Genomic DNA, 20,669 nt, shown 5'->3' with positions numbered 1-20,669 from the left:
CGCCCGCACGTACGCTCGAGCAACTGCAAGATCGTATTACGTCCGCCGATGACTGCCCCGCAGATCAGCTCTGACAGTTATTCACGAACAAGCCCCCAGCGTGCCGCAGTACTGCCGGGCCACCCCCGGTGAGGCGCTGCCGTCCTTGGGAAGCCGGTGTCGTCGATCACCCATGCGTGCGGGGCGATCACCTGCACCGCGCGGACGGCCAGGCGCTGCCGTACCGTGCACAAGTCCCAGGTGGAGGAGGTGACGGACCGCTGCAGTGCCTGGTGGTCCACGCCCAGCCGCTCGGCCATCGGCTGCATCGACTTACGACGGCCGTCCAACAGCAGTCCCCGCAGATAGGTGACTGCCTTGACCCGCTGATCCGAGCGGGCCGACGGGGTGAACACCTAAGCGACGAACGTCTCCAGCCGCCGACGGATATGAGCGGGCTGTTCGGGGGGACACGCCCGCATCGAACCATCACCCGACCGACCCGACCAGCCACAACAGGCTGACCTGACAGAGCACTACCAGGAGGGGCGGAGCCGCGCTGAGCTCTGCGGGACGAGATCGGCGATCGTCGCGACGGTCTCCTCGACGGCACGCCGTACGGCGGGCGTCATCGGGGCCCCGAGTCCGAAGTCTGCGCCCTCAACGGTGTAGAGCGTGAGTTCACGAGGCAGGCGGCCGAGGGCGTGACCGAGGGCGACCGCGTCGGCGACGCCCAGAGCGTGGGAGCTGGCGTGCTGGATGGCGGGGGGCGGCTGTGGAGCGTGCCTCCGTGAGATGGAAGGACCGAGGACGGTGTGCCGGACCACCGTGCCCGGGGGCGCGCCGGAAACCGCCGTGTCGATCACGATCGCCAGGTCCGCGCCGGTCCACGCCTCGATCAGCTCGGCCGGGTCGCCCTCGTTCTCGATCACGGGAACCTCCGGGGGAAGCATGCCGCGCAGCAGCCGGGCCGCCTCCAGCCCCGCGGCGTCGTCCCCTCGGAAGTCGTTGCCGATCCCGATGACGACATGGGCGTGCATGATCCCTCCCGGGTTGGATCGACCTCACCGGTCCAGGTGAAGGTGTAAAAAGTGGGCCGAGCAGGAGATGCACGGGTCGTGGTTGCGTACCGCCCGCTCGCACAGCTCCGCCAGCTCCGCCTCCGGCAGGTCGAGACGGGGCTCGATGAGGTGACGCAGATCCATCTCGATGCGAGCCTGGTTCTGCGAAGTCGGAGGCACGATGTCAGCCTCGGCGATCAGGCCCGCGCCGTCGATCCGGTAGCGGTGGTAGAGCGTGCCCCGCGGGGCCTCCGAGACCCCGTGACCGACTCCGGGACGGGGCTCGACCGGCACGGACGGCGCCTGCGGCTCGGTGTAGTCCTCGATGATCCGGATCGCCTCGTCGCAGGCGTGCAGGATCTCCACCGCTCGCACCACGATGCTGCGGAACGGGTTACGGCAGACGGGGCCGAGCCCGGCGGCGTCAGCCGCCGACCGGGCCAGCGGGGACAGCTGCCGCCCGTTCAGGGCGTAGCGCGCCAGGGCGCCCACCAGATAGCCGGCGGCCCCGTCGAGCCGCGCGTGCAGGGCGGTGGAGTGCGGCACCTGCTCTTCCACGATGTGGGCGGGCCAGTCGGCTGCCGCGAATCCGCTCCCGTCACTCACCGCGATCGTCCCGGACAGGATGGCGTACTCCGCCGGGTGGTGCAGCGCGAGGAAGCGGTAGTCGTGCTCCACGTCGGGAAAGTCGAACCCGGCCACCCATTCCACCGTCGCCAGCGCCTCCTCGCGGGCCTGGCGCAGCCGTTCGGCGACCGGCGCGAGCTCGGCGCGGGCGGGCACCCGGTAGAAGCCGCCCACCCGCACGTTGACCGGATGAATCGCCCGGCCACCGAGAGCCGCCACCAGTTCGTTGCCGGCCTTCTTCAACGCCAGCCCCCGCTCCACCAGGTGGCGGTGGTCGGCCGCCATGGCCACGCCGCTGTCATAGCCGAGGAAGTCGGGGGCGTGCAGCAGGCAGATGTGCAGGGCGTGCGACTCGATCCACTCGCCGTAGTAAAGCAGCAGCCGCAGGTCCCGCAGGGGCCCGGTCACCTCTGTCCCGCAGGCCGCCTCGATGGCCTGGCAGGCGCTCATCTGGTAGGCCACCGGGCAGATGCCGCAGATGCGGGCGGTGATGTCGGGCGGCTCGGTGTGATCCCTTCCGCGCAGCAGTGCCTCGAAGAAGCGCGGCGGCTCGTAGATGTTCAGCCGCAGATCGGTGACGCGGCCGCCGCTGGCGCGCACCAGCAGTGATCCCTCGCCTTCCACGCGGGTCAGCCCGCCGATCCTGATCGACTTATGCGTCACTTTCGGCCTCCTCAGCCGCCTGGCGGAAAGGTTCCTCGGTGGCGTTGAACGTCCGGTAGACGCGCACCAGTTCGGGGGTGCTCATGCCGAGTTCTCGCAGCTGCGCGTTGAGCGCCCGGGCGTTGGGGCTCTCCATCGGGCCGAAACAGCCGTAGCAGCCCCGGTTGAACGCCGGGCAGAGCGCTCCGCAACCGGCCTGGGTGACCGGGCCGAGACAGGGGGTCCCGTGGGCCACCGTGACGCACACGTTGCCGCGGGACTTGCACTCCACGCAGACGCTGTGGGCGGGTACGAAGGGGCGCCGGCCGGCCAGGAACGCCGAGATGACCTCCAGCAGCTGTCTTTTGTCGATGGGGCAGCCGCGCAACTCGAAGTCGACCGGCACGTGGGCGGAGATCGCGGTGGAACGCTCCAAGGTGGCGATGTAGTCGGGCCGGGCGTAGACGATCGAGGCGAACTCGTGCACATCGGCGAAGTCGCGCAGCGCCTGGATGCCACCCGCGGTCGCGCAGGCGCCGATCGTCACCAGGCGCTTCGACACGCGTCGCACATGCTGGATCCGCCGCAGGTCATCCGGGGTCGTGATCGACCCCTCGACCAGCGACAGATCGTACGGCCCGGGCCCGACCGCGCTCGAAGCCTCCAGGAAGTAGGCGATGTCCACCTCGGCGGCGACCGACAGCAACTCGTCCTCGCAGTCCAGCAAGGTGAGCTGGCAGCCGTCGCAGGAGGCGAACTTCCACACCGCCAGCCGCGGGTGCCCGGCTGTGGCCGCGGGCCTGGCCATCACAGCTCCCTCACGGCCAGCAGGCCCGCGGCCCGCTCGTAGCTCAGCACCGGGCCGTCGAGGCAGGTAAGCAGCGGGCCGAGCTGGCAGTGACCGCAGCGGCCGACGCCGCACTTCATGTCGCGCTCCACCGACAGCATCACCCGTCCGGCTGCGACGCCCCGCCGCACCAGCTCGGCCGCACTCGCACGCATCATGACCTCGGGACCGCAGACGAAGGCGAACGTACGGCGAGGTTCGAAGACAATCCGGTCGATCAGCCGCGTGACCAGGCCCACCGGCCCTTCCCACGCGAGGTCGGGGTGGTCCACGGTGACCTGCACGTCGATGCCGTGCCTGTCGCGCCAGCGGGCCAGCTCGCCGGGATAGATCAGGGTCGCGGGCGTGCGGGTGCCGACGATCAGGCTGATGCGGCCGTAGCGGGAGCCGTGAGCAGTCAGCTCTCGGATGACCGGCCGCAGCGGGGCCAAGCCGAGCCCGCCCGCGGCCACGACCACGTCCAGGCCCTCCGCCGACGGCAGATCCCATGCCGTGCCGTACGGCCCTCGCACCCCCACCACGTCACCGGGCCGGGTGCGGCACAGCGCCCCGCTGACCGCGCCCACCGCGCGGATCGTCTGCACATATCCGCCGGAGCGGGCCCGGCCGCTGATCGAGACCGGTATCTCCCCGACCCCGGGAGCGTAGATCATCGTGAACTGACCCGGCAGGAACGGCGGGCACGGACCTGCGACCGGTCTGAGCGCCAAGGTCACCGTGTCGGCCCGATCCGGGCGGCGGGAACGCACCCGGTAGGGCGCCGGCGTCATAGGATGCATCCCAGCTCCTCGGTGACGTCGATGCCGGTCGGGCACCAGGTGATGCATCTGCCGCAGCCCACGCACCCGGACATGCCGAACTGGTCGAACCAGGTGGAGAACTTGTGGGTCAGCCACTGCCGGTAGCGGGCCGATCCCGAGCCGCGCAAGGAGGAACCGCCGACCTCGGAGAAGTCCAGCGTGAAGCAGGAGTCCCACACCTCCGTCCGCTCCGCGACGCCACCGGTGAAGTCGGTGGCGTCCTCGACCGTGGTGCAGAAGCAGGTGGGGCAGACCATCGTGCAGTTCGTGCAGGCCAGGCAGCGGGAGGCGACCTCGGCCCAGCGCGGCGAGTCGTGGGATCCGGCCAGGCGTTCCTGGATGCCGTCGGTGTCCACCTGGCGGCCCATTCGGGTGGCGGCGACGCGGGAGACCTCCTCGGCGGCCACGACGTCGTCGCCGGTGGCCGGCCGATGCGAGATCGCTGCGACGATCTCCGCTCCCTGATCGCTCCCCGTCTCGATCAGGAACCGGTGCGGGTCGCTCAGCTCGGTGAGCGCCAGGTCGAACCCGGTGGTGGCCTTCGGTCCGGTGCCCATGGAGACGCAGAAGCAGGTGCCGCCGGGAACCGCGCAGTTCACCGCGATGAGCAGCATCGCCTCGCGCCGCTTGCGGTAGGCCGGGTCGGGGTGCCTGCCGCCGAGGAACACCCGGTCCTGTACGGCTATCGCGGCCAGATCGCAGGAGCGCACGCCCAGCAGGGCGATGCGGGGCGCCTCGGCCTCCGCCTCCTCCACCGTCCCCTCACGCATCCGGAACAGAGGCTGCCGGGGCGGCTGGGTATAGCGTTTGGCCGAGTCGGGGCTCGCGGCGAAACCGAACACCAGATCGTCGTGCCGCTCGGTCAGCCGGTAGCGCCCGGGTTGTTGCTCGTCACCTCGCCCTGCGGGTAGCTGCGCGGCGCAGGAGATTTCGGCGAACCGAACGGCTCCGTCCCGCGTCGTCGGCCCGACGACGGTGAAGCCACGAGAGCGCAACTCGGCGATGAGCGGTTCCAGCGACTCTGCCACAACTGCGTTCATGGGACGTCTCCCTTTGTCCCTGGCTTCTCATATGTCGGATCCTCACCCGGGGGACAGGAGACGATGTCATCTTCCTTCCACACAGGCGCGCCGGCCATGCGGATGACGCGTCTGAAGTTTCGCCGCAGCCCCCACGGCGGTCGCCTCACTGCACCGCTCCGGCAGGGAGGACCATCATGTCGACGCCGATGCCTCCACCACGGAAGGACCATTCATCGGGGCGACGTCGCCCGACGAGACCCTTTGTCTCGAACATTACGTCTTGTCGGTGAGAACGCGCAGTGCCGAAAGTCCCTCGCCGGACGGCCAGGAGGCCCCAGCGCGAGGAGAGATACGCGCGAGCGGACGGCGGGTCCTCCCTGACAGGAGCCCGACGGCACCCCGACGAGCTTGCGGCGCACCTCACAGGATGACCGTAGGTCCCACGAGAAGGGGACCTACGCCGGTGGAGCCTCCTGCCGCCCGGCTGTGTGATGCTGCCATGAGCAGTCGAGATCCCCTGACCCCCACTGGCGCTGTTCAGGGATGGCCCGATGGTTCGCCGGGGTCGGCCCTGGGCGGGACGGAAGTCCTGAAAGCGGGGGACGTTCGCCCGCTGCGCGTGACGGCCTCCGACAGTGAGATGGAGATGGAAGACACGGAGCTCCCGACAAGGAGATGACCATGAGCGGACAGATCGTCGTCGGTGTCGATGGTTCCGTGACCGCGACGGCGGCGCTGGAATGGGCGGCCGATGACGCCGCGCGAAAGGGCGCCACCCTGAAGATCGTGTGCGTGCGTGAACCGTGGGCAGGCGACTTCCCCTTCCATGCCGCCCCTGGCCTGAGCGACGCGTTGAGAGAGCACTGCGACGAAGTGCTTGCCGCGGCGGCCGCTCGGGCCCGCCGGCGGGCACCGGGGACCGACGTGACCACCGACCAGGTGATCGGCGCGGTGGTCGAGCGGCTGAAAAGCGAATCCGAGACCGCCGACACGCTCGTGCTCGGCAGCCGTGGATCGGGCGGTTTCGCCGGCCTGGTCCTCGGGTCGGTCGGTATGGGAGTCGCCGGGCACGCGGCCGGCCCCGTGGTCATCGTGCGGCAGGCCGCCCAGAGCGTTCACGGTGAGATCGCCGTCGGCTACGACGGATCCGCGCACGGTGAGGCCGCCTTGGAGTACGCCTTCGAGCAGGCCCGGCTGCGCGACGCGCGGCTCCACGTCGTTCACGCCTGGCAGACCCCGGCGTTCGCCTCCCGCGCCGTCACCTACGCCGATCTGCTGCAGGAGACGTTCGAAAGCGAATCTCGCATGGCCCGCCAGCGTCTGGTCCTCTGGCGTGACAAGCACCCGGATGTCTCGGTGAAGGAGTCGATCCTGTGCGGCCACCCGGTACCCGCTCTCACCGATGCCTCACGTACCGCTGATCTGGTCGTGGTCGGCTCACGCGGCCTCGGCACCCTCGGCTCGGCCCTGCTGGGCTCGGTCAGCCACGGTCTTCTGCATCGTGCCCACTGCCCTGTCGCCGTCGTACGCCCCCGAAAAGAGATCCCATGAGAAGCGGCTCGCAGGCGCGGGTCAGGGGACGGACCACCTTCTGACCATCGCCTGACCCCGTGACGGGTGTCATCGACGATTCCTGGGCGGCCTTGATCTTCGCCTGAACGGGCCCGCGAGTGTGATGGGCCGTCCCGTTCATCGGAGCCGCCGGCGGAAGAGCGACGGCGGTGGAGCGGCGGGAGCGAGCCGTACCCGCACGTCCACGGCCACCGCGCCGGCCGGGGTGACGATCACCGGATTCAGGTCGAGTTCGACCACCTCCGGGAGATCGTCCAAGAGCCTCCCGACGCCGGCGATCTGTTTCCGCAACGCGGCCACGTCGACACACGGGCGTCCGCGATAGCCGGTGAGCAGGGGAGCGCAGCGGAGCTCGGCGATCATCGCCGCCGTGTCCTGGTCGCTGAGTGGCGGCACCCGGAAGGAATGGTCGGCCAGAAGCTCTGCGGTGACGCCGCCCATGCCGACCATGAGCAAGGGCCCGAAGGCCTTGTGCGCGACGCCACCGATGATGATCTCAACACCCGCCTCGATCACCGGCTGGACGATCGCGCCGGTCATGGCCGGTCCGATCACGCCGGCCATCTCCCGGTAGGCGCGGCCGACCTCGTCCGGCGTACCGAGACCGACGCGGACACCGCCGACGTCACTCTTGTGCACCAGGTTCGGACCGGTGGCCTTGAGCGCCACCGGCAGCCCGATCGTGGCGGCCGCCGCCGCGGCGCTGTCCGGTCCGTCGGCCTCGATCGACTCGGCCGTCTGGATGCCGTAGCAGCCGAGCAGGCGGGCGGCGGTGCCATGGTCGAGCCACCGGCCGCCGGGATGGCGCGTCAGGTCCGCCTCGACGATGCTGCATGCGGCGACGGTGTCGGCCGGGTGCGGCTCGGCGGGCGGGGCTTGCGGCGCGGCGCGCCAAGACGCGTGGTCCACCGCGTGGCGCAGTGCCTGCACCGCCTGCTCGGGGAAGGCGTAGCAGGGCACACGCCCGTCCAGCAGGCCGTCATGCCCGCTGATGCACGCGGCCACGGTCTTGCCTGCCGACGTGGCCGCGCGGGCGATGGCCTGGCGGGTTCTGCCCAGGCCGGAGCCGAACGGTGGGGTGTATACGACCATGACGATGTCGATGTCCGGATCGGCGAGGACGGCCTCGACGGCGAACGCCAGCTCCTGCGCGCTGCCGTCGGCGGTGAGGTCGACGGGGTTGGTCACGGCTGCCGCGACCGGCAGCCGGGAACGCAGCCGCCCGCGGGTGACCGGGGTCAGCTCGGGGACCAGCAGATTGCGCTGCTCGCAGGCGTCGGCGGCAAGGGCCTGCGGTCCGCCGGAGTTGCCGACGATGGCCACCCGCCTGCCCTGCGGCAGCGGCTGGGTGGCCAGGAGGCGCGCAGTGTCGAGCATGTCCTGAACGGTGTCTACGCGGATGACGCCCGAGGCTTTCAGCAGGGTGTCGACGACCACGTCCGGAGTGGCGGCGGCCGCGGTGTGGGAGCGGACCGCCCGCTCGCCTGAGCCGCCGCGGCCGCTCTTGACCGCGATGATCGGTTTGTGCCTGCTCACCCGCCGCGCGATGCGGCCGAATCTACGAGGGTTGCCGAACGACTCCAGATACAGCGCGATCACGTCGGTCGCCGGGTCGTCCTCCCAGTACTCCAGCAGGTCGTTACCGCTGACATCGGCCTTGTTGCCGACCGAGGCGAAGGAGGAGATGCCGATCTCCAGACGGGCCGCGCGGTCGATCAGGGCGACCGCGACCGCGCCGGACTGTGACATCAGGGCCAGACGCCCCGGGGCGGGCGAGTGAGGCAGGAAGCTGGCGTTGAGCCGGGCCGCGGTGTTGACGATGCCGAGACAGTTGGGACCGACCAGCCGGATGCCGGCCTCACGGCAGATCCTCAGCAGTTCATCCTCCATGCCCTTCTCTCCGGCTTCGGCGAATCCCGCCGTGACGACGACGAGGTTCCGCACGCCGTGGCCGGCGCAGTCGCGGGCGACTTCCAACACGGTGCGGGCCGGGGTCGCGATGACCGCCAGATCGATCGGGCCCGGCACGCTGCCCACATTCGCGTAGACGGGCAGGCCGCAAAGTTGCCTGGTGTGCGGGTTGACCGGGTAGACGGGGCCGGGGAAACTTCCCTGAAGGAGGTTCCGCAGAATGTGGTGGCCGACTCCGCCTGGGGCGCGGCCGGCGCCGATCACCGCGACTGACTCCGGGCAGAACAGCCGCCTCAGGGAGGTCGACGCCGCCTGGTGCGCGCGTGCCTCGATCCGCTCCAACATGCCCGAGGTGGGCCGCGGATCTATCCGGACCTCAACCGATCCGTCGCTGAACGCGCGGGTGACGTTCAGCCCGATGTCGTCCAGCACCCGGAGCATGGGGCGGTTCTCGGCGAGCACGTCGGCGACCAGCTCACGTACGCCCTCGTCGGCGGCGTTCAACGCCAGATGTTCCACCAGCAAGGTGCCCAGACCGTGGCGGTGCATCCCATCATCGATCAAGATCGCGATCTCGGCGTCGCCCGCATCCCCGGGAATGTACTCCGCGACCGCCACCAGCCGGCCCTGTGACAGGGCCACCAACGCGCGGCCCGGGTAGCCCGGCGCTGTGATGCGGTCCATGTAGGCGTGGGCGGTCGCCATGCCGCCGGCGAAGAAACGCAGGTAGGCCGAGCGCTCAGAAGACCTGTCGACCAGCTCGTGCAATCGCGCGCGATCGTCCGGCCGCAGCGGTCGGATGTGGGCGATGCCGCCTTCACGCAGCAAGACGTCGCACTCATCGGGAACGGTCCGTCTCATACGAGACAGCCTCGCTCGTCGCCGCGGCGCCCCCTAGAGTCCAAGTGCCCTTGCGGGCAGGGACTGTCGGCTCTAAGGGGCGCGGGTGCCGAAGGTCCCTCCAGCTGGTGCCTTTCGGCCGGAGAGCCATCCCGCCTGGCGGTGCTCTGCTGGGGAGTATGGGGACCGCCGTGCACATACCGTCGGGTGCGGCACACCTGACGGGTCTGTCCGCCGGTGAGGCGGCCGCGCTGCCTGCCGTACAGGTGCTCGACCGGCTGGGCGTCACCGAGGTGGGGCTGTCCGGCGCCGAGGCCGCGCGGCGCCGGGCGATCTGTGGTCCGAATGCGGTGCGCGTCCACCACGCTCGGGCGTTGCGGGTGCTGGGGCGGCAACTGCGCAACGCGGTTCTGGTGCTGCTGGTGGTAACCGCGGTCGTTTCGTTCTTTGTCGGGGACAGCACCAACGCGCTGATCATCGGGGTGATCCTGGCGGCCAGTGTGGGGTTGGGCTTCGTCAACGAGTACCGGGCCGAACGGGCGGCTCAGGCGCTGCATTCCCAGGTCAGGCATACCACCGTGGCGGTGCGCGATGGCCGGCCCGTCGAGGTTGACGTCACCGTGCTGGTGCCCGGCGACGTGGTACGGCTGACGCTGGGCGGGATCGTCCCGGCGGATCTGCGGCTGCTGACCACGACCGGTCTGGAATGTGACGAGAGCGTGCTGACCGGCGAGTCGCTGCCGGTGGACAAGACGGTCGCGCCCGTCCCGTCCGGCACGGTGCCGGCCGAGTTGGGCTGCTGCGCCCTGATGGGCACGGTCGTGCGGGCGGGTGGCGGCACCGGCGTGGTGGTCGCGACCGGTGGACGCGCGGAGTTCGGTCGTATCGCGCTCGGCCTGGGGCAGCGGCAACCGGAGACCGACTTCCAGGCCGGGCTACGGCATTTCTCGGCACTGCTGCTGCAGGTCGCGATCACGCTGACCTCACTGATCCTGGTGACGAATCTGGTACTGCACCGTCCGCTGATCGAGTCGTTGCTGTTCTCCCTGGCGATCGCGGTGGGCATCACCCCACAGCTGCTGCCCGCGGTGGTCAGCACCAGCCTGGCGGCCGGTTCCCGGCGGCTCGCCCGATGCAAGGTGCTGGTCAAACGGCTGGTCTGCATCGAGGACCTCGGCGACATGGACGTCCTGGTCACCGACAAGACCGGCACTCTGACCGAGGGCCGGATCGCTTTCGTCGCCGCCCTGGGCCCGGGCGGGGGCGCCGACGACCGGGTACTGCTTCTCGGCCTGCTGACGACGGAGTCCGATCTGCCGGCCGAGGCCGCCCCTGCGCCAGAGGCCGACCTGCCGGCCGGTGGCTCGGTCGCGGTGGGAGGAAATCCGCTGGATGCGGCGCTGTGGCAGGCGCCAGGTGCTCCGGTGCACCTGGCCGGCGGCTACACGCGGCTCGGGCTGCTGCCGTTCGATCATGAACGCCGAATGACCACCGCCGTGCTCCGCGGTCCGGACGGCACCCGGGTGCTGATCACCAAAGGCGCGCCCGAGGCCGTCCTGAGCCGCTGTCCGGACCTGCCGGCCGGAGCCGCTGACACGCTGCGGGCTCAGTTCGCCGCCGGCAGCCGGGTCGTGGCCGTCGCCACCCGGCCCGCTGCCGACCTGACCGTCCCGACGCCGGCCGACGAACGCGACCTGGCCCTGGCCGGGTTCCTGGTGTTTCTCGATCGGCCCAAGGAGGCCGCCGCCTCACTGCGCCGCCTCGCCGCGCTCGGCATCACCGTGAAGATCGCCACCGGAGACAACCCGCTGGTCGCGGAGAAAGTCTGCGCCGACCTCGGCCTGACCTCGGGCGGCACCATGACCGGCACCGACATCGCCGCACTGGACGACGACGCCCTCGCCGCCGTCGCCGAGACCACCACGATCTTCGCCCGGGTCTCTCCGGAGCAGAAAGCGCGGCTGATCCGGCTGCTGCGCCGCCGCGGACGGGACGTGGGATTCCTCGGCGACGGGGTCAACGACGCGCTCGCACTGCACGCCGCCGACGTCGGGATCTCGGTGGACACCGCCACAGACGTCGCCAAGGACGCCGCCGACGTCGTCCTGCTGGAGAAGGATCTCGGGGTCCTGGCCGACGGGGTCACCGAGGGCAGGCGCATCTTCGCCAACACCATCAAGTACGTCCTGATGGGCACCTCGAGTAACTTCGGCAACATGTTCAGCGCCGCCTCCGCCTCAGCGGTGCTGAGCTTCCTGCCGATGCTTCCGGGCCAGATCCTGCTGAACAACCTGCTCTATGACACCGGCCAGCTCAGCATCCCCACCGACCACGTCGATCCCGAACAGCTCCACGCCCCCTCGCACTGGGACATCGGCTTCATACGGCGGTTCATGTTCTTCTTCGGCCCGATCAGCTCCCTGTTCGACTTCCTCACCTTCGCGATCATGCTCGGCGTTTTCCACGCCGGCCCCGAACTGTTCCGCTCCGGCTGGTTCGTGGAGTCCCTCGCGACCCAGACTCTGATCATCTTCGCGATCCGTACCCGCCGGATCCCGTTCTTGCGCAGCCGGCCCAGCGTCCCGCTGCTGGCCGCCGTCCTCGGTGTCGTCGCCGTCGGGATCGCGCTGCCGTCATCGCCGCTGTCACACGCGCTGGGATTCACCACACTGCCGCCCGTGTTCTTCCTCACCCTGACCGGAATGGTCATCGCCTATCTGATCCTGGTCGAGTTCGCCAAGAAGGTGTTCTTCGCAGGCCCTGCCGACAGGCCGCTCACCGTCCGCCGCCGTGACCATGTCCATCACATGCAGCGCCGGGCCTCCCGGTTCAGTCACCAGGGTCCGCTGCCCGGCCGCACCGGCCGGTGATCACGGTCGAGCCTGTGCCTCGAACAGGCAGACGACCCCGGCCATCGCGCCGAGATGGATCCCCTCGGCGGTGGTGCCTCCCTGGAGGTCTTTCACGTCGTTGTTCAGCGCCTCCACCAAGAAGGGGTGGGAGGCGCCGGGGCGCAGGCGTGCCAGCACCCCGGCGTGGACGACCGCGCTCAGCGTGGAGCCGTGGCAGGTGCGGGCGAGGTAGTAGTCCACCGTCCGTGCGGCCATCTCGGCGTTCCACTCGTAGCCGAGGCCGGTCAAGATCTCACCGACCCCTTCCTGTCCCAGCAGGTGCAACAGCATGAGCACGTCGGCCTGCTTGGAGACCTTGTACCGGTTCGGTGTGTCCCCTTCGGCCTCCAGGATGCGATCCAGCCGCCGGATGTCTGTGTACTTCTCCCGGTAGGCGGCCCAGTCCAGCTCCTCCAGCGCCGCATATCCCTCGAACTGGCTGATCACCCCGTCGTGGAAGTCCACCCGCATCCGCCGGGACATGCCGGTGAAGAGGTCGAGCTCCTGTCGGCTGACCCCTTCGGCGCCGACCAGGTCGATCATGTCCAGGACCCGGCGCATCAGCCACGCGGTCATGACGTTGGTGTAGGCGTTGTTGTCCAGGCCTGGCTCGGCACGGCCCGGGTAGCCGTCGTGGTATTCGTCCGGGCCCATCACGCCGCGGATCGCGTAACGCCCCTCCTCGCGGGTCGCGATCGAGGCGAAGAACCGGGCCACCTCCAACAGCAGCTCCCCGCCGAAACCCGCCAGGAAAGCGGTGTCCTTCGTCGTCCGGTAGTGCTGCCACACGTTGTGGGCGACGGCCAGGCCGACGTGGCGCTGCAAGTGTGAGCGGTCGGGCAACCAGCGGCCGGAGCGGGGGTTGAGGTGCAGGTCCGGTGTCTCCTCCCGGCCGTCGCTGCCGCTCTGCCAGGGGAACATCGCGCCGGTGTGCCCGACGGCGCGGGCGGCCCAGCGCGCCTCGGGCAGACGCCGCCACCGGTACCTGAGCAAGGCCTGGGTGATGTCCGGAAAGCGAGGTGCGAGGAAGGGGAAGGCGAACAGCTCGTCCCAGAACACATGGCCCCGATACGCCTCGCCGTGCAGACCGCGGGCCGGCAGCCCGGCATCGAGTTCCGCGAGGTGCGGGGAGGCCGTCTGCAGCAGATGGAAGAGGCACAGGTTGAGAATCTGCTGCACCTCGACGTCCTCGGCGGTGACATGCGCCCGCTGCCATAGCCGGTCCCAGGCTCGGGCGTGTCGTTTGAGCAGGGACGAGAAGCCGCCCGCGCGCACGACCGCAGCTCTGGCCGCGGCCTCGCTCTCGGTGATGGCCCGGTCCCGGGAGGTGTACAGGGCGACGACCTTCTCCACAGTGACCGCCTCGCCCGCTTTCACCTCGACGGTCCGCTCGTCGCTCACCCAGCCCTCCTCCACGCCGGTACGGCAGAGCCCGCCGGCCAGCGTGGTGCGAGCGGCGAGCGCGATCTCCACACGGGAGGTGACGGTGCGTGCCAGCAGTTCGATCACGCCGTGGGCGGCGTGCCCACAGATCGGCACCAGGTGCCGGTCGGCCAGCCCGCGGTAGCGGGCGACGCCGGCGTTGGTGACGCGCCCGTCAAGCGCCGAGCGGATCTCCAGCGGTCCGCTCCAGTTCTCCGCGACGACCGTCATGGTCAGAGCCGCCAGGTGAGGGTCGTCCATCGAGACCAGGCGGTGCTGCTCCACCCGGGTGATCCGCCCTCGGGAGTCGCGGACGCGCAGCAGCCGGGTGAGAACCCCCTGGCGCATGTCGAGTGTGTGACGCTGGGCCAGGATCTCGGCGTTGCCGGGAGCGAACCAGTCACCGCCGTCGGCGCGGAAGGTCAGCGGCAGCCAGTTCGGCACGTTGACGAGATCTTCGTTCTCCGTCGAGCGGCCTGCGACCTGGGAGACGAGCCGGTCGTAGCAGCCGGCGACGTAGGTGCCGGGATAGTGCGCTCCGTCGGCATGTGATTCCGGCACGGCGCCCCGGGTGGCGAAGTAGCCGTTGCCGAGTGTGGTCAGCGCCTCCCTCAGCCCCTCCTGCGTGGGGTCGGAGCCGTCATAGGTGAGGAGCCAAGGGTTCACATCTTCTCCCGTGAAGTTGTAGTTGGGCCAGGTCGGTGACGATGAGGTCGGCGCCGGCGGCCTGCAGGGACTCTCCGTTCCCGTGCCGGGCGACGCCGATGACGACGCCGAAGCGTCCCGCCCTGGCCGCCTGCACACCAGCGAGGGAGTCCTCAACCACCGCCGCCTCGCCTGGCTTGACGGCGAGCCGCCGAGCCGCCTGCAGGAACAGCGCCGGGTCGGGTTTCCCCGCCAGTCCCAGCCGGGCGGCGTCCACGCCGTCGACCCGGATGTCGAACAGATCGGTGACTCCGGCCGCGCGAAGTACCTCGGCGCAGTTACGGCTGGCTGAGACAGCGGCCGTACGCACGCCGCGGCGGTGTAGCTCGCGTGCCAGTTCGGCGGTCGCCGGGAAGGGGGCCACGCCGTGCTCATGGATCTCCGACAGGAAGGAGGCGTCCTTGCGCGCAGCGAGATCGGCCACCGTGTCCGGTTCCGGCACGATGCCGCGGGAGCCGAGGAAGTCGCGGACACCGTCGGTCCTGGACTTTCCGTCGACGTGACGAAGGTAGTCCTCGCCCGTGTCGAACGGCCGCAACCACTCCCCGGACCGTTCGGCGCGCTCGCGCAGGAAGCTGTCGAACACCCGTTTCCACGCGGCGGCGTGCACCGTGGCCGTGTCGGTGATGACCCCATCGGTGTCGAAGATCATTGCGGCTGTCCGTTCAAGGTCCACGACTACGGAAGGCGCCATCGCGGATCTCCCTTCCATCTGCACGGTACGGTGCTGCTCACCGCCGTCGGCAGGGCTGATCGGCCCTACAGGCCAGGGACCTTCGTCGGTAGATCAGGTCTCACATCCGGGAGAGGGCGAAGGTCCCCATGCCTTGGGACGATCGCCTCTGAGGAAACCGCCCGTGCCACGGTCCGATGGGGAGCGGGGGCAGTCATGACTGAATCGATCGCGGTCGGAACGGACGGCTCATCCGCCGCGACCGCAGCCCTGGTCTGGGCGGTCGATGACGCCGTCCGCAGGGGAGTGCCCTTGCGGATCGTTCACGTCGTGGACCGCTGGCCGCACGACGTCGCCGAACTTCCCGCGCCGGGCTGGCCCGACCACTTGTCGCGCCTGGGTGAGCAGGTGCTCGCCGAGGCGCTCACGGCCTCCGCGGAACGCGGGCCGGAGGTCTGTGTGACCACCGAGTTGATCGAAGGGGCGCCGGTCAAGGTCCTGCGCGAGCAGGCCGGGGCGGCCGTCGAGTTGGTGATCGGCAGTCGTGGCCTGGGGGGTTTCGCCGGATCGCTACTCGGTTCGGTCCCCATCCGTGTGGCGGGTCACGTGCCCGGTGCCGTGGTGGTCGTCAGGCCGGGTGGCGGACAGACGCGCGGTGAAGTGGTCGTGGGCGTCGACGGTTCCGCCGAATGCCGGCCCGCTCTGGGCTTTGCCTTCGAACAGGCCGAACTGCGCGGATGCCCGTTGCGGGCGGTCTACGCCTGGCAGGCACCGGTTCACGGGTTCACGCCTGAGGGCGCCCGCGACATGGACGAGGTCCGGCAGGGAGAACGCCGGATGGCCGCAGCCCGGCTCACCGGCTGGAAAGAGAGATTCCCCACGGTCGACGTCGTGCAGGACGTGACATGTGCGCACCCGGTACCGGCCCTCGTGGCCGCCTCGGCACGAGCCGACCTGCTCGTCATGGGGTCCCGCGGCCTCGGCGCCGTCGGATCGGTCCTTCTGGGCTCGGTCAGCCGAGGGGTGCTCCACCACGCTCACTGCCCCGTCGCGGTCGTCAGATGAATCGAATCAGCCTGCCCGGGGCGCGTGGCGGGTTTCTTGGGGTCCCGGTGGCAATGATGCCGACCCGGTGGCCGCTCCGGCGTGCACCTCTCCGAGGATCATGAAACGTGCCGGATACGGCGGCCGGTGATCTCTGCCGGGACGATGCCGGCCTGGCCTGCCGGCTGCTCGCGGCTGAGGCCCAGCCCCTTGCGCCGCCAGGTCACCCGGCGGCCCAGGTCGCCGGGGCCGTCACACGTTCGGTCAGCCGCCGTGTGCCGGTCCGCCTCCGCAGGGAGGCGTTTCCCATGTCCTTCATCTGTCCTTCGTTCCACTACGGACGAAGTCCGGTGACAGGGGCCGGAAGTCCCTGACGGCCGGGTCCTTCGACCGCTGTGGAAAACGCCGGGAGAAGGTCGGATGGAAATGAAGGGGAAGCCAGAGGAGGACGACATGACAGCGCATGTAGTGGTGGGCGTGGACGGCTCACCTTCCTCGCAGGCCGCGGTCGAATGGGCCACCGACGACGCCGTGCGGCGCGGATGTGCCCTGCGGATCGTCCAGGTGTGTGAGCCGTGGATCTACGACATCCCGCTCCAGACCCCGCCGGGCTTCCGCGACTCGGTGACCGAGTCCTGCCAGGGCGTGCTGGAGAACGCGGCCCGCCTGGCGCGCGAGCGCGCCCCGGGGGTCGAGGGCGATACCGTGCTGGAGACGGGCCGCCCGGTCGAGATCCTCCGGCGTGAGGCCCAGGACGCCGAGCAGGTCGTGCTGGGCAGCCGGGGCCGCGGCGGGTTCACCGGGCTGCTGCTCGGCTCGGTCTCCCTCGCCCTGGCCGGGCGCGTGGCCGCGCCGGTCGTGGTCGTGCGAGGCTCACAGGAGCGGATCTACAACGAGGTCGTGGTCGGCTTCGACACCTCGCCCCATTCGGCGGCGGTCCTGGAGTACGCCTTCGAGGAGGCCGCCCGGCGCGGTGCCCGGCTGCACGCGATCCACACCTGGCAGATGCCCGTGGTGGGACAGGGGGCCACTGTCTACACGCCGCTGTTCGAGGAGATCTCCGCCGCCGGGCGGCGCATCGCGGCGGACACGCTCACTCCCTGGCGGGAGAAGCACCCGGAGGTGGAAGTCGAGGAGACGGTGGTCTGCGGGCATCCCGTCGCCGTCGTCTGCGAGGCATCGGAGGCCGCGGACCTGGTCGTCGTCGGCTCGCGGGGACTGGGCCGGCTCAGCTCGGCCGTACTGGGGTCGGTGAGCCACGGGATCCTGCACCACGCCCGCTGCCCCGTCGCGATCGTGCCCGCCCGGGGGGAGGCGTGATGGACGTACGCGAGCTCACGGTGGCGCAGGTGATGAGCCGGACGCTGGTCGCCGTCGAGCCCGACGAGTCCCCGCTGATGGCGTGGGAGATCATGCGCCGCGCGGGTGTCCACCACCTGCCGGTCGTCGACAGACACGGTTGCCTGCGGGGCGTGCTGACCCGGGAGGACCTCACCGCCCGCTGGTCCGGCGGCCCGGCCGAGCAGTCACGCGCGCGGATCCACCCGCTGCTGGGCGAGCATCGCTGCCCGCACACCACGCTCGACGCGCGCCTGGCCGACGCCGCGGAGGCCATGATCGGCGCGGGTGTCGACGCGCTCCCGGTCCTGGGGGAGTCGAACAGGCTGGTGGGGATGGTGACGGCCACCGACGTGCTGCGGGCCGTGGCCGGCCGTCCCGCCGGGCCACAGGAGACTCCGGAGCTGCTGACGGGTATGTTCCGCCTGGTCCCGGTCATGCCCCACGCCCCAGGGGAATGATGCGGAGCCGTCACCTTCTTCCCGATCGTCGAACGACGTGACGTCGCCGCTGCTGGAGGGAGGGGAGCTCATGAGGCGAGAGATCGTCGTCGGGTTCGACGGATCACCACAGAGCCGTACCGCCGTCGAATGGGCGGCGCGGGAGTGCGGGACAGGCCGGGCGGAGCTGACCATCTGCCACGTCTGGGACGGCCCCCACGCCGAGCGCGAGGCCGCGATCACCGGGCAGGTACGCAGGCTGGCGGGCCGGACCCTGATCGAGGGAGTGGAACTGGCTGAGAAACTGCTGCCCGGCCGGGCCGTGCGGTCGATTCTGGCCCGGGGGACTCCGGGGCCGGAACTGGTCTCGCTCAGCCGGGCGGCGGAGATGCTGGTCGTCGGTTGCCGGGGGCTCGGCGGGGTCGCCGGGCTGCTGCTCGGCTCGGTGAGCGCCCACGTCGCCGCCCACACGCTCTGCCCCGTGCTGGCCGTACGGCGGGCCGATCCGACATCGCCGCCGTCTCCGGGGAACGTCGTGGTGGGGGTGGACGGATCCGACTGCTCGGCGGCGGCTCTGAGGTTCGCGCTGGGGCATGCCCGGGTTCACCGGCTGCCGGTACACGTAATCCACGCGCGGAAGGACACCTCGCCACGGTCCGGATGGGAGGTCGAGCGCTGGCTCGCCGAGACCGTGGCCTCGCTGTCCGGCGACCAATCCGGCGTGGCCGTCACGGCCGGCGCGGTCAGCCAGCTGCCGCTTCCCGCCCTGCTGGCCCGTAGCCGTCAGGCACGGCTGCTGGTGGTCGGGTCCCGGGGACTGGGGGGCGTCCGGGCACGGGTTCTCGGCTCGGTGAGCCAGGAGCTGCTCCACCGAGCCTCATGCCCGGTGGCCGTCGTCAAACAGCACGATTGATAGCGAAAGTTACGGGAAATCGTCGCGTTTGCAGCGCGTACCCGCAGCCTGCTCACTCCATCCATGGAGACAGCGGGTAGCTCGCTTACAAGCACCGATCAGGAAACAGGCCGAAAGTCCCTGCGCAGGAAGTCCAGCGCCTCTGGGATTTCCCGATATCCGCGTCCGATGCTTGAACGGGCAGGAATCCTACCTGGGGAGAAGAACATGTCCTCCAACGACACCAGCCAGCCGGTCGGTCCGGACACGCACGAGGGTTCCTCGCCGATCGTCGTCGCGGTGGACGGTTCGGCCGATGCGGACAGAGCGGTGAGATGGGCCGCCGACGACGCCTTCCGCAGGCGGTCGCCGCTACGGATCGTGCACGTCGTGGAGCGCGGTCCCTATGACATTCACCGGTTCGCCACCCCCGAGCGGCCCGACACGATGGTCATGAACGGGCGGAAAGTATTGGCCGAGGCCGAGCAGACGGCGCGAAGGCGTCAGCCGTCCGTCGAGGTGAGCACCGAACTGATTGAGGGAAACCTGACCAGGACCCTGTGCGAGCAGGCCGCCGGCGCCACGGCGATCGTGCTCGGCAGCAGAGGCATGGGCGGCTTCGCCGGAGCACTGCTCGGATCGGTGAGCACGCACGTGGCCGGCCACGCTCACGGCCCGGTGGTCGTCGTCCGCCCCGGCGACGAGGAAACGCACCGCGCGGTCGTCGTCGGCGTCGACGACTCCCCGCGGTGCGAGCCCGCGCTGGCCTATGCCTTCGAGCAGGCCAGGCTGCGCGGCTGCGCCCTGCGCGCCGTCCATGCCTGGCAGTTGCCGGTGCACGCCTTCGCACCCGAGATCTCCTACGACATGGACGAGATCCGCCAGGCACAGCACCGGGTGGTCCAGGAGCGGCTCGCCGCCTGGCAGGAGAAGTTCCCCGAGGTGGAAGTGGTCGAGGACGTCCACAGCGCGCACCCCGTAGACGCTCTCACCAGTGCTTCCACCAGAGCCGACCTGGTCGTCGTGGGCTCACGGGGGAGGGGCGCGGTCGGCTCGATATTGCTGGGCTCCGTCAGCCGGGGCGTGCTGCACCACGCGCACGGCCCGGTGGCGGTCGTCCGATCCTGACCGCCGAGTCGTCCATGGGCCGGAGGTCCTGATCAAAGCCGACCTCCGGCCCATGGGCGACTCAGGCCGCCGCAGGAGGCCGAGAACATGAGACGGTTCGCCACCATTGCCCTTCTCGTGGTCACCACGACCGGACTGCTGGCCGGACTCATACTTCACCTGGCCGGTGCGGAGGCGGCCGGTGACATCGTGTGGACGGTGGTCACCGGCGCGGCCGTGGTGCCCGCGACCGGATGGGTGATCTCGGCGCTGCGCAGTGGCCGGCTGGGGGTGGACGCCATCGCCGTACTCGCCTTGGTCGGAGCGCTCGCCGTACGGGAGTACCTTGCCGGCGCATTGATCGGCGTGATGCTTGCGACCGGCCGGGCGCTGGAGGACTACGCCCTGCACCGGGCCAGGCGTGACCTGAATGCCCTGTATGAACGCGCGCCGCATTCGGCCCGGCGCTTCGAGGACGGGGTGCCTCGCCTCGTGCCGGTCGAGCAGGTGTGCCCCGGAGACCTGCTGCTGGTCCCCAGCGGGGAGATCGTCCCCGTCGACGGGGTGGTGGCGGGTGATCTCGCATTGCTGGACGAGTCGGCGCTGACGGGGGAGTCGATACCGGTGGAGCACGCCGCGGGCGAGGGCGTGCGCAGCGGTATGGTGAACGCCGGTGCCGCCTTCGCCCTGCGGGCCACCCGGACCGCGGCGGACAGCACCTATGCGGGAGTGGTCCGGCTGGCGCGGCAGACCGAGACCGACAGCGCCCCCGTCGTACGGCTCGCCGACCGGTTCGCCGCCTGGTTCCTGCCGACCACGCTCCTGCTGGCGGCCGCCGCCTGGCTGCTGTCCGGCC

At 70.4% G+C, this 20,669-nt stretch carries 16 protein-coding genes and 1 pseudogene; 8 read left to right on the top strand and 9 right to left on the bottom strand.

Going from position 1 to position 20,669, the window contains the following annotated elements:
• Nucleotides 1–93: 93 nt before the first annotated feature.
• The 6 genes and pseudogenes from ACWDS7_RS32245 to ACWDS7_RS32220 form a co-directional block, all read right to left on the bottom strand.
• Nucleotides 94–395 (bottom strand): annotated as a pseudogene (locus ACWDS7_RS32245) (transposase); the annotation flags it as partial.
• Nucleotides 396–515: 120 nt separating this feature from the next.
• Nucleotides 516–1,019: a hydrogenase maturation protease gene (locus tag ACWDS7_RS32240; RefSeq protein WP_451932327.1), complete on the bottom strand. Its 504-nt coding sequence runs from the start codon at nt 1,017–1,019 to the stop codon at nt 516–518.
• Between the two features lie 24 nt (nt 1,020–1,043).
• Entirely contained in the window at nt 1,044–2,330 is a 1,287-nt protein-coding gene (locus ACWDS7_RS32235; RefSeq protein ID WP_451932326.1) for a Ni/Fe hydrogenase subunit alpha, read from the bottom strand.
• Nucleotides 2,320–3,117 (bottom strand): NADH-quinone oxidoreductase subunit B family protein, encoded by a 798-nt coding sequence (locus ACWDS7_RS32230; protein WP_451932325.1) that lies wholly within the window; start codon nt 3,115–3,117, stop codon nt 2,320–2,322. Before ACWDS7_RS32230 ends, ACWDS7_RS32235 begins: the two co-directional genes overlap by 11 nt.
• Nucleotides 3,117–3,935, bottom strand: coding sequence for an FAD/NAD(P)-binding protein (locus tag ACWDS7_RS32225; protein WP_451932324.1), 819 nt, complete (start codon nt 3,933–3,935; stop codon nt 3,117–3,119). Before ACWDS7_RS32225 ends, ACWDS7_RS32230 begins: the two co-directional genes overlap by 1 nt.
• Complete coding sequence (locus ACWDS7_RS32220; protein ID WP_451932323.1) at nt 3,923–4,996, bottom strand: 4Fe-4S dicluster domain-containing protein; 1,074 nt, start codon at nt 4,994–4,996, stop codon at nt 3,923–3,925. Before ACWDS7_RS32220 ends, ACWDS7_RS32225 begins: the two co-directional genes overlap by 13 nt.
• Before the next feature lie 663 nt (nt 4,997–5,659).
• Here ACWDS7_RS32220 and ACWDS7_RS32215 point away from each other — a divergent pair.
• Entirely contained in the window at nt 5,660–6,529 is an 870-nt protein-coding gene (locus ACWDS7_RS32215) for a universal stress protein (protein ID WP_451932322.1), read from the top strand.
• 138 nt (nt 6,530–6,667) lie between these two features.
• On the opposite strand, the gene ACWDS7_RS32210 is transcribed toward ACWDS7_RS32215, so the two are convergent.
• Entirely contained in the window at nt 6,668–9,322 is a 2,655-nt protein-coding gene (locus ACWDS7_RS32210) for a bifunctional acetate--CoA ligase family protein/GNAT family N-acetyltransferase (protein ID WP_451932321.1), read from the bottom strand.
• A gap of 170 nt (nt 9,323–9,492) precedes the next feature.
• On the opposite strand from ACWDS7_RS32210, the gene mgtA reads away from it, so the two are divergent.
• Nucleotides 9,493–12,171, top strand: coding sequence for a magnesium-translocating P-type ATPase (mgtA, locus tag ACWDS7_RS32205; RefSeq protein ID WP_451932320.1), 2,679 nt, complete (start codon nt 9,493–9,495; stop codon nt 12,169–12,171).
• Here the strand turns inward: mgtA and ACWDS7_RS32200 are convergent, their stop codons facing one another.
• Both ACWDS7_RS32200 and ACWDS7_RS32195 read right to left on the bottom strand, forming a co-directional pair.
• Nucleotides 12,172–14,280, bottom strand: coding sequence for a glycoside hydrolase family 65 protein (locus tag ACWDS7_RS32200; protein ID WP_451932319.1), 2,109 nt, complete (start codon nt 14,278–14,280; stop codon nt 12,172–12,174).
• Nucleotides 14,255–15,013, bottom strand: coding sequence for an HAD family hydrolase (locus ACWDS7_RS32195; protein WP_451932318.1), 759 nt, complete (start codon nt 15,011–15,013; stop codon nt 14,255–14,257). The genes ACWDS7_RS32200 and ACWDS7_RS32195 overlap by 26 nt, the downstream gene beginning before the upstream one ends.
• A gap of 195 nt (nt 15,014–15,208) precedes the next feature.
• On the opposite strand from ACWDS7_RS32195, the gene ACWDS7_RS32190 reads away from it, so the two are divergent.
• The 6 genes from ACWDS7_RS32190 to ACWDS7_RS32165 form a co-directional block, all read left to right on the top strand.
• Nucleotides 15,209–16,057, top strand: coding sequence for a universal stress protein (locus ACWDS7_RS32190; protein ID WP_451932317.1), 849 nt, complete (start codon nt 15,209–15,211; stop codon nt 16,055–16,057).
• Between the two features lie 432 nt (nt 16,058–16,489).
• Nucleotides 16,490–17,356 (top strand): universal stress protein, encoded by an 867-nt coding sequence (locus ACWDS7_RS32185; RefSeq protein ID WP_451932316.1) that lies wholly within the window; start codon nt 16,490–16,492, stop codon nt 17,354–17,356.
• A complete protein-coding gene (locus tag ACWDS7_RS32180; protein ID WP_451932315.1) occupies nt 17,356–17,835 on the top strand; it encodes a CBS domain-containing protein in 480 nt (159 codons plus the stop codon). The genes ACWDS7_RS32185 and ACWDS7_RS32180 overlap by 1 nt, the downstream gene beginning before the upstream one ends.
• Nucleotides 17,836–17,905: 70 nt before the next feature.
• Nucleotides 17,906–18,727 (top strand): universal stress protein, encoded by an 822-nt coding sequence (locus tag ACWDS7_RS32175; protein WP_451932314.1) that lies wholly within the window; start codon nt 17,906–17,908, stop codon nt 18,725–18,727.
• Between the two features lie 207 nt (nt 18,728–18,934).
• Nucleotides 18,935–19,834, top strand: a complete 900-nt coding sequence (locus ACWDS7_RS32170; RefSeq protein WP_451932313.1) for a universal stress protein — start codon at nt 18,935–18,937, stop codon at nt 19,832–19,834.
• Nucleotides 19,835–19,921: 87 nt separating this feature from the next.
• Nucleotides 19,922–20,669, top strand: a 748-nt coding sequence (locus ACWDS7_RS32165; RefSeq protein WP_451932312.1) for a P-type ATPase, incomplete at its 3' end; no start/stop codon positions are given.

This window comes from Streptosporangium sp. NPDC003464 (assembly GCF_053588315.1).
The sequence above is the reverse complement of the archived record's forward strand: the minus strand, read 5'-3'. Positions and strand labels throughout refer to the sequence as shown.

Excerpts from the sequence above, each read along its gene's own strand:
- ACWDS7_RS32240 (WP_451932327.1), bottom strand. The coding sequence starts at position 1,019 with ATGCACGCCCATGTCGTCATCGGGATCGGCAACGACTTCCGAGGGGAC.
- ACWDS7_RS32230 (WP_451932325.1), bottom strand. The coding sequence starts at position 3,117 with ATGGCCAGGCCCGCGGCCACAGCCGGGCACCCGCGGCTGGCGGTGTGG.
- ACWDS7_RS32225 (WP_451932324.1), bottom strand. The coding sequence starts at position 3,935 with ATGCATCCTATGACGCCGGCGCCCTACCGGGTGCGTTCCCGCCGCCCG.
- ACWDS7_RS32220 (WP_451932323.1), bottom strand. The coding sequence starts at position 4,996 with ATGAACGCAGTTGTGGCAGAGTCGCTGGAACCGCTCATCGCCGAGTTG.
- ACWDS7_RS32215 (WP_451932322.1), top strand. The coding sequence starts at position 5,660 with ATGAGCGGACAGATCGTCGTCGGTGTCGATGGTTCCGTGACCGCGACG.
- ACWDS7_RS32210 (WP_451932321.1), bottom strand. The coding sequence starts at position 9,322 with ATGAGACGGACCGTTCCCGATGAGTGCGACGTCTTGCTGCGTGAAGGC.
- ACWDS7_RS32195 (WP_451932318.1), bottom strand. The coding sequence starts at position 15,013 with ATGGCGCCTTCCGTAGTCGTGGACCTTGAACGGACAGCCGCAATGATC.
- ACWDS7_RS32190 (WP_451932317.1), top strand. The coding sequence starts at position 15,209 with ATGACTGAATCGATCGCGGTCGGAACGGACGGCTCATCCGCCGCGACC.
- ACWDS7_RS32185 (WP_451932316.1), top strand. The coding sequence starts at position 16,490 with ATGACAGCGCATGTAGTGGTGGGCGTGGACGGCTCACCTTCCTCGCAG.
- ACWDS7_RS32180 (WP_451932315.1), top strand. The coding sequence starts at position 17,356 with ATGGACGTACGCGAGCTCACGGTGGCGCAGGTGATGAGCCGGACGCTG.
- ACWDS7_RS32175 (WP_451932314.1), top strand. The coding sequence starts at position 17,906 with ATGAGGCGAGAGATCGTCGTCGGGTTCGACGGATCACCACAGAGCCGT.
- ACWDS7_RS32170 (WP_451932313.1), top strand. The coding sequence starts at position 18,935 with ATGTCCTCCAACGACACCAGCCAGCCGGTCGGTCCGGACACGCACGAG.